The 9,403-nt window shown below is 61.6% G+C and carries 3 protein-coding genes; 2 read left to right on the forward strand and 1 reads right to left on the reverse strand.

Translation table 11 applies throughout. The annotated features are described in order from the left end of the window. Positions 1–864 precede the first annotated feature (864 nt). Entirely contained in the window at positions 865–5,850 is a 4,986-nt protein-coding gene (locus tag AC24GY_RS25920; protein WP_487688995.1) for a beta strand repeat-containing protein, read from the forward strand. A 234-nt stretch (positions 5,851–6,084) separates the two neighbouring features. Beyond that, positions 6,085–7,926 carry a translational GTPase TypA gene (typA, locus tag AC24GY_RS25925; RefSeq protein ID WP_422316255.1) on the forward strand — a complete coding sequence of 614 codons (1,842 nt, stop codon included), beginning with the start codon at positions 6,085–6,087 and terminating at the stop codon, positions 7,924–7,926. 393 nt (positions 7,927–8,319) lie between these two features. Here typA and AC24GY_RS25930 read toward each other — a convergent pair whose 3' ends face one another. Further along, a complete protein-coding gene (locus AC24GY_RS25930; RefSeq protein WP_487688997.1) occupies positions 8,320–9,222 on the reverse strand; it encodes a DUF4159 domain-containing protein in 903 nt (300 codons plus the stop codon). Positions 9,223–9,403 lie beyond the last annotated feature (181 nt).

Below are 9,403 nucleotides of genomic sequence, written 5' to 3' on the forward strand. Positions count from 1 at the left end.
CTCTGCGGCATGAGCCGCAACGTCCACACACCACTGCTGCATCTCGGCACGAGTGGAGCCATTCACCGTGCCGCCGTGGCGTTCGATTTCGAAAGTCAGCTGCGGCGGGTTCCAGCACAACCCTTCCGTGCGTCCCCGGATCTTGTGCGCCTGCATGCCACCTGCGCGCGAACCGCGTAAAGATGGCCAGGCGTCCGCCAGCAGGAATTCGATTTGTTCCCGGTCGAGATCGGAGCCGGGAGGCTGACTCATGAGGAAGTCTTTGAGCGAAGTGTCCATGACGGAAGTTAATGAAATGATGTTTGATGCCACTGGTTTTTGCGTGCGCCCCGCACATTTCCGAAACTCCAAACCGAGAGATCATGACGATCCCGCAACGCCCAGCGGGAAGTGAAATCAGTGATGGCAGCGGGGCACCGGTGGTGAGTTTCAATTCCCATCAGAGTGGTAGGGTTCAGGGTCACAGGGTCACGACCTATATATAGGTCGTGACCCTGTGACCCTGAACCCGCGAAGGGCCATGAGGGCCAAATGACCCCATTTTGGCCCTCGTGACCCTGACCCTGGGTGATCAACGGCTAAGATAACTTCCCGTGGGTGTACTAGCACTCTAAGACTCCCGGCGAACTTTTCGGAAATGCGTTTCGCCGATTGCCTGATGCATGAGTTCACAGTCGCAACGGCCTGGCTTTGGTTGAATGCCGAAACTGTTGAAGCGCAAACGCTTATGCGGCGGGCCATTGTGACGATCTTGTTGTTTGAGTACATCCTTGGAATCGCGATGTAGGCGCGCCGCAAATCCCCCTCAATGCTGGCTTCGAGTCTTGACCCCCAAGATCGGAACCGCACGCGGCATCATCCCCCATGAAAAAATCCCCCCTCACCCGGGCTTGGAAGTCCACGCCCGCGAACCGCCGCAAACTTCAAACCTGGCTCTTCTGGTGCACAGGTTTGGCCGCTGTTTTATGCGCCGCTGAGATCAGGGCGCAGTCATCTGTCTGGAACACAGGCGCTGACAACTGGAGCAACGCGGCCAGCTGGCTGCCGGCCACAACGCCCGTGAGCGGCTACTCGGCGGCGCTGACTTTCAGCGGCAGCTCCAGCTACACCGCGACGAATGACCTGAGCGGGACGTTTCAGTTCAACCGGCTGCTGTTTAACAACAGCGCAGGCACGGTCACGCTCGCAGGCAATGCGCTCAACGTGGTCAATCCGCTCAATGGCAACACGGTGCTGCCCACGCTGGCGCTCACGGGCGCGGGGAACGCCACGATTTCTGCGCCGATGACCTGGAGCGGCGAGACGGCGGTGACGAACTCGGGCTCCGGCACGCTGCTTTTCAATGGCAACCAGACCTACAACAACGGCACCAAGCAGACCTTCATCAACAGCGGCACCGGCACGATCACGCTGGCGGATGCGGTCACCTACGCCAACACTGGCGGCGTGAATGGCGGTGGCTTCGTGCTGAACTTGATCAACAACAACAGTGCGACGGGCAGTTTCAACGTGGGCAACTTTGCCTCCACCATGGGGACCGGGACCAATCCTTTTCACCTCAACATTGGAGGAACCGGCACGGTGCGCTTTTCCGGCAACGCGGGTGGTGACCTTTTTGGGGGTGCCGCGATATTGACTGTCCAAAGCGGAGCAACGTTTGACTTCAACGGCAACGGCGAAGGCATGGGCGCCATCGCCGGTGCAGGGACCATCGCCATGACATCAAACGGCAGCATCACCACCTCGCTGGCCGGTTATTATGTCTTCTCCGGGAAACTGACGGGATCGGGTGCTCTTGCGGTCTCCGCAGGCACGCAGACACTGGTGCTCTCGGGCTCCGCGAGCAACTACACCGGCACGACTTCCGTACTGGGCGGCACCCTGATCGTCTCGGCCAATGCTCCGAGCGGCAGCGCCGGTGCATTGGGCAATGCCTCCACCTTCGTCCTGGTGGGCAACACGAGCGGCGCTGTTTCAGCCAGGCTGCTGATGGACACCGAGGGAGTGACGATCGGTCGCAACATCATCCTGCAATCCGGCAACACCGGCACCACCACGGTGGGCGGGCTCAACACCTCCGGCACAGTGACCTACAGCGGCAGCATCACGCTGGGCAGCGGCAGTGCTGCGGCCAAGGGGCTGACGCTTTACTCAGCCAGCGGTGGCACGGTGCAGATCTCCGGCAACCTGCTGCGCGCGGTCTCGGCCACGGGCACCACGGATACGCTCACCGTCACCGGGGGGGGCACGGTGGTTTTGCAGGGCGGTGGCAACACCTTCACGGGTGGCACGACCGTCAGCGGTGGCACGCTGCTGCTGGACCATTCTGTTTCCAACAATGCCAAGCTCAGCAGCACAGCGGAGCTGACACTGACAGGCGGATCACTCAGCCTCAGCGGCAGCAGCACGGCGGCCTCCACGCAGACGGTGACTGGTCTCACACTGGGCAACAGCACCACTCCACTGGGCGGCAGCGGGCAGATCAATGTGACCAGTGGCACGGATCAAAACGCCACGCTCGATCTGGGGGCGATCACGCGCAACACGGGAGCCACGGTGGATTTTTCCACCGTCAACACCGGCACGGGAGTGGCCAGCATCACGACCACGACAGCAAACACGGCCAGCGGCATCCTGGGCGGCTATGCCACCTACAAGCTCGATGACTGGGCGGTGAATGACGGCGCGGGAAACATCACGGCGCTGGCGGCAGACAGCTACACCACGTCCTTTGGCAGCGGCCTGGCCACGAGCCTGAGCGGCAGCACCGCGCTGGCCAGCGGAGGAGCCACCACGAACACGCTGCGCTTCACCAGCGGCGGGGCTTTGACTTTCAATGCCACCACGCCCGGCACGCTGACACTGGAAAGCGGCGGCATTCTTATTGCCAGCACAGCGGGAGCCACCAGCATCGGCAGCTCGACCACACGAGGCACACTGACCAGCAGCACGGGCGAAGTGATCGTCAATCAGCAAAGCAGCTCAGGTCCGCTGACCATCCACTCGGTCATCAGCGGCAGCGGATTGACGGTGTCTGGTTCTGGCACGGTCACACTGACCGCCACCAACACTTTCACCGGCAGTCTTGTCATCAACAATGGAGCCACGGTGGCGGTGAGTGCGAATGGAAATCTGGGCGCGGCCACGACTGCCATCACTCTGAATGGCGGCACCCTGAAGCAGACCACCGGCAACCTTTCGTTTTCCACGCCCACGGCCGCAGCCCACAGCATCTACATCGGTCCGGCAGGTGGCACCTTGAGCTTTGCCACGGTGCAGGGGCTCTCTGGTGCAGCGCTCTCAGGCAGCGGGAATCTCACGGTGACGGGCGGAGGCGGATTCACCACCGGCTCGTCTGTCAGCACCTTCACGGGGAACATCTACATCAACAACGCCGCGATCTACTCCAACAGTTCGCAGCTCACTTCCGCAGCCTCGGTCACCGTGGCCAGCGGCGCGACCTGGGGCGTCGAGGATGATAGCACCGCCACCTTCAACATCGCGAGCGGCGGACGCATCATGCTCAATGGGCGCGGGCTGGGTGGCAACGGCGCGCTGCGGGTGTCTGACCAAACCGTCGGCACCGCGCTGCTGGATCCCCGGACCACCATCGGCAATGAGATCGTGCTGCAGAGCGATTCGCTCATTGAGGTGGACAATGGCAACCGCAGCGGCAGCACCAGCGTGGCAGGCAGCCTCTCCGTCCTCACACTCAGTGGCAGCGTCAGCGGCACGGGAGCTTTGATCAAAGGGGGGCTGGGCAATCTGATCCTGAGCGGTGCCAACAACACCTACTCCGGAGCCACCAACGTGGAGGCAGGCATGCTGATCCTGAACCTGGGCAATGACCGCCTGCCGACCGGCACGAGCGTGACGCTGGGCAGCGGCAGCAACTCCGGCATCCTGCAGCTCAACGGCTTTTCCCAGAGCATCGCCGGACTCGACACCTCAGGCACAGGCACGGATAACTCGGTGCTCGGCGGCAGCAGCACGAGCACGAGTCTGCTCAACATCAACGTGTCTTCAGGCACACAGACCTACAGCGGCACGCTGGGCGGTGTGGGCACCAACAACACGGGCGCGAACAACAACCTGGGCTTCATCAAGAATGGCGCAGGAACCATTGTGCTCAGTGGAGCGAACAACCACACAGGCGGGACCACCGTGGCGCAGGGCACACTGGCCCTGGGCAATGCCGCAGCACTGGGCAACAACGGCGCCACTTTGGCCACGAGCGCGGCAGGCACTGTGGTAAACGCTGGTGCCACACTGGACCTGAACGGGCAGTCCAATGTGCAGGGCGTGATCACCCTTAATGGCACGGGCGTGAGCAACGGCGGGGCGCTGGTGAACAACAGCGACACTGCGGCCAGCATCGGCAGCGGCATTGCTTCGTTAACCCTGCCCTCAGCCACCACGACAGGATGGTCCGTGGGAGCGACGGTGAGCCTGGATGCACCGACGACGGGAACAAACGCCACAGCCACGGCGCTGCTGGGGCTTTCCGCTTCCAGCCTGAACCTCACCGCAGGCGGCAGCGGCTATGTGCTTGCGCCGGTGGTCACCGTCTCGGGCGGCGGGGGCACGGGTGCGGTGGTCACGGCAAACATGGGCGTCACCACGGCCTCGTACACGGTCACGTCGGGCACCACGACGTACAGCTCCGCGCCGACGGTCACGCTTTCCAACGGGGCCACGGCCACGGCCAACCTCGACGCCAACGGCAAGGTGACCAGCATCACGCTGCTGACAGCAGGCAGCGGTTTTACCGGCACGCCCACGATCAAGTTCACCGGCGGCACGGTGCTGTCTCAAGGAACCGATCCCACCGGCTCTGGCAACAGCACGCATTTCACCATCGTGGGGCTCAATGTGATCAACGGGGGCACGGGTTATACCTCGCTGCCGACGGTGAGCATCAGCGGCGGCACAGGCGCGGCAGCCACGGTGGTGGATGGAAACTTCGTGCTCAACGGAGTCGATCTCACGGACAGCGGCAGCGGTTACAGCAGTGCGCCGACGGTCACTGTCACGGGCGGCACTGCGACTGCCACGGCGAACGTCACCTCGGTGGCACTGGCATCCGACTCCAGCATCGGTGGCAGCGGGAACCTGACGGTGAATGCCGTCATCTCCGGTGAGTATGGCCTGACGAAAGTGGGCACGGGCACCACCACCTTGACAGGCACCAACACCTACACCGGCGCGACTGTGGTGAACGGCGGAGCGCTGCAGGTCGGCGCGAACGGCGCAGGCCAGACCGGGACCGGTGCGGTCAGCGTGCAATCAGGCAGCATGCTGCTGGGCACCGGGTATGTGCAAGGCAGCAGCTTCACCGCAGCGAGCGGGTCCACCGTTCAAGCGGGAGACAGCACGGCGCAAAGCAGCTACGGCACACTGCATTTCACGCCCACCGCAGGATCAGGCAGCATCGACTTCCAGGCGGGCAGCACGATCGTCCTCGGCATCAATCCCGGCGGCGTCTCGGACATGCTGCAGATCACCGGCACGGGGAGCACGACCGTCAATTTCAACGGGAACCTCACCATCACCGCCGAAGCCTTCACTCCGACTGCCACGGCAACCTTCCATCTGCTGGACTGGTCCGGACTGGGAGCTGCGCCGACGTTTGACAGCCGCTACAACTACACCGGTCTGGTGTATGGCAACGGCGACACCCCTGCCGGGCTGATCCTGCCAGACCTCACCGGCACCGGCTTTGCCTGGGACTTCAGCGCCTTCACCAGCGCGGGGGATCTCTCCATCGTGGTGGCCAATGCTCCCGAGCCTTCCCGGGCGCTGCTGCTGGGGCTGAGCCTGGCGCTGCTCGTGGCAAGACGCCGCCGCTGAAGCTATTTTTCAAATGCCCGGGCTGCGAAAAATACTCTTCAGGGCAGGCGCGGTGACCGTACGGAATCGCCGCAGCCATCCCGGCGCAGCTTGATTTTTTGGGCGAAAACCGGACCCTAAAGCCCCCCAAACCCGCCCCCGATCTTTCAAAAGCGACAAAACGGGTGCAGCGAAGTGGTTGCCTATGGCTCTGGGGCTGCTATTCTCTCGACCCCCCTTCCCTCAAAACTGCCCATGACCCCTGATAAAATTCGCAACATCGCCATCATTGCCCACGTCGATCACGGCAAAACCACGCTCGTTGACGGCCTGCTGCGCTCCAGTGGCAATTTCCGCGAAAACCAAGCCATTGCCGAACGCGCGATGGATTCCATGGATCTCGAAAAGGAAAAGGGCATCACCATCAAGGCGAAGAACACCTCCGTTCATTGGAACGACCACATCATCAACATCGTTGATACTCCCGGCCATGCCGACTTCGGCGGCGAAGTGGAGCGCGTGATGAAGATGGTGGACGGCGTGATGCTCGTGGTGGACGCCTATGACGGCCCGCAGGCGCAGACGCGTTTCGTGTTGAAGAAGGCGCTGGAGCAGGGCATCAAGCCCATCGTGCTCATCAACAAGATGGACCGCCCGAACATCGAGCCGAAGAAAGTTCATGACAAGGTTCTCGAACTGTTCCTTGAGCTGGACGCCACGGAAGAGCAGTTCAATGCGGCCTTCCTCTACGGCAGCGCACGCGCCGGCTGGGTGACGGATTCCCCAACGGGCGAGCAGCATGACATGACCTTCCTGCTGGGCAAGATCGTGGAGCACATCCCGGCGCCGAAGGCGGAAGTCGAAGGCAGCTTTGAAATGCTGGTCTCAAACATCGACTGGGACAATTTCGTGGGCCGTGTGGCCATCGGCAAAGTGACCCGCGGCAGCGTGAAGCTGGGCGATCGCGTTTACCTCCTCGGCAAGACGCCGGAAGAAAAGGCCAAGCTGGTCAAGGTGACCAAGGTCTTCCAATACACCACGCTGACCACCAGTGACTCCGTGGAAGGCACCGCTGGCGACATCGTGGGCATCTCAGGCTTTGAAGACGTGGACATCGGCCAGACCGTGGCAGGATCCCCTGACGCCCCCGCCCTGCCCTTCGTTGCCATCGACCCTCCGACCATCGTCATGCAGTTCGCGGTGAATGACGGCCCGCTGGCCGGACGCGAAGGCGAACACGTGACCTCCCGCAAGATCCGCGACCGCTTGGACCGCGAGCAAAAGATGAACGTGACGATCAGCGTCAAGGACACCGACACCGCCGGCATTTTTGATGTCAGCGCGCGTGGTGCGATGCAGATCGCCGTGCTTGTTGAGCAGATGCGCCGTGAAGGCTTCGAAGTGCTCGTCTCCCGCCCGATGGTGATCATGAAGCGCATCAACGACGTGCTGTGCGAGCCGTTTGAAACTCTGTTCCTTGACGTGCCGGATGAATACCTCGGCCCGATCATGAAGTGCATCAACGAGCGCAAAGGCAAGCTGGAGGACATGAGCGCCCACGCCGGACGCACCACCCTGCAGGCCGTGGTGCCGACTCGTGGCCTGATCGGCTTTGAGTTTGAACTGATGAACCTTTCCAGCGGTCACGGCATTCACAGCCATCTCTTCAAGGAGTACGCCCCGCATGCCGGACCGATGCAGACGCGCTCCACGGGCACTCTCGTCAGCACCGAAGGCGGCGAAGCCACCAGCTACGCTCTGGATACGATCCAGATCCGCGGCAAGCTCTTCATCGGCCCGGGTGAACTCGTCTATGACGGCATGCTCATCGGTGAAAACCCACGTGCAGACGATCTGCCGGTGAACCCGACGCGCAGCAAGAACCTGACGAACTTCCGTGAAGCCGGCGGCACCAAGGCCATCGCGCTTTCCCCACCGGTCCGCTTCAGCCTGGAGCGCGCCATTGAGTACATCGCCCCCGATGAACTCGCCGAGTGCACACCGAAGAGCATCCGCCTGCGCAAGCGCATCCTCGACAGCAGCCAGCGTCAGCGCGAGAAGAAGAAGAGCGAAGCCCAGCTCGAAGGCGCGGCGTAACCGCCCGCCAGAGTTCGCTCTGCATCCTCAATTCTTTGAAGCCCGACCGACCTTGTGTTTGTCGGGCTTCATTGTGTTTGGACGACAGCTAGAAGTGCAAACTTCAATAGAGTGCTTTAAACTATTGTATAGCCTCCTTGTCACATAACATCGCTTTGGCCACAAAGCGGCTCCCCTCTCCCCGCCGCTGATGGTGCAATACTCAAGAGGTTCTTCGGGGAGAGGTAGGGTGAGGGGCATCCCAAGCTGTCGAAAGGCACGTGTCGTCCCCTCACCCCTGCCCTCTCCCCGAAGAAAAAGTTTCGTTGTCGTCGCATGTCAGGGGCGGGGAGAGGGAGTCCCGCTTTAGCCACCCTGGTTGACCAGACACAAAATTATTTACAGCGCTTTATCTCAATGCGTCAGCGCGTAGAAGATGATGTTAATCCCCAGCGGGTACGCATACTTCTCAGAAAATTCGCGGAAGTACCAGGGATCGCTGCCTTCCTGCTCCCAGCCTTCGCCGGTGTCGGTGTTCCAGCAGATGACCATCATGAGGCGGCGTTTGTCATCGAAGTAGCCGCGATAGTGGACGTGCTCGGAGCCGGGCTTGTCGAACTCATAGGTGATGCCTTCACTGATCACGTACTCGGCGAAGCGGATGTGCGGGATCTGCGGCTTCACTTTGATGGGGAAGACCATGTGGAAGATTTCGTGCTCCAAGGGGATCTCCTCCATTTTGCGGTCGGGGAAGATTTGCTTGAGAGCGACTTCGAAGTTGTCCCACTCACGCGTGCCCCAGAAATCGTCGACCATGATGAAGCCGCCGTTGAGCATGTACTCGCGCATGGTCTTGGCTTCGTCATCGGTGATGTCGATGTCGCCAACCTCGATCATGTAGAGGAAGGGGAAGTGGCGAAACTGCTCGGGATCGATGTCGACAATGGCCCCGTTCGGATTCACCTGCAGCGAGGTGAGCTGCTGAAGGCGATAGGACATGTTCATGTCGGAATCGGGATAGTCCGTGGACCATTTGCGATTTCCCCTGCCCCAGCCGCGCCCGCCGTGGCTCATCGAATTGTAGCGAATGCGGGCAAAGGTGAAGGTGTCGTTGGGCAGTTCTTTGCTCACCGGCCAGGTGGGGTAACCCTCCTCCTGGCCGCGACGAGTGTCGCGCGGATCTTCGGGCACACTGCCATCCTTGACGCCGAACTGGGTGGGACGCCCGCCTTCCCTGCCCTGCTCAACCGCCCAAACGACGCAGCCTAGCAAAGCCAGGGTGAGGAGAAGAACGGGGGTGGCACGAGGTTTTCGCATGAGTCTGATAACGTGACTCGTCACTGACTCCTGCGCACTTCTTTTTCATCGGGGGGATCTTGTCTGACGGAGGGGATTGTTTTGATCCCCTGGTTTGGGAGAATGTTTGAGGAGGTGCGGAGGGCTGGGGGGTGGCGGGGCGTTGAGGGATCGGGACGATCCCTCTCCTCCAGAATCTTTT

This window comes from Prosthecobacter sp. Pr1 (assembly GCF_057652315.1).

Bases quoted from the DNA above. Each gene is read 5' to 3' on its own strand.
- AC24GY_RS25920 (WP_487688995.1), top strand. From the start codon at position 865: ATGAAAAAATCCCCCCTCACCCGGGCTTGGAAGTCCACGCCCGCGAAC.
- typA (WP_422316255.1), top strand. From the start codon at position 6,085: ATGACCCCTGATAAAATTCGCAACATCGCCATCATTGCCCACGTCGAT.
- AC24GY_RS25930 (WP_487688997.1), bottom strand. From the start codon at position 9,222: ATGCGAAAACCTCGTGCCACCCCCGTTCTTCTCCTCACCCTGGCTTTG.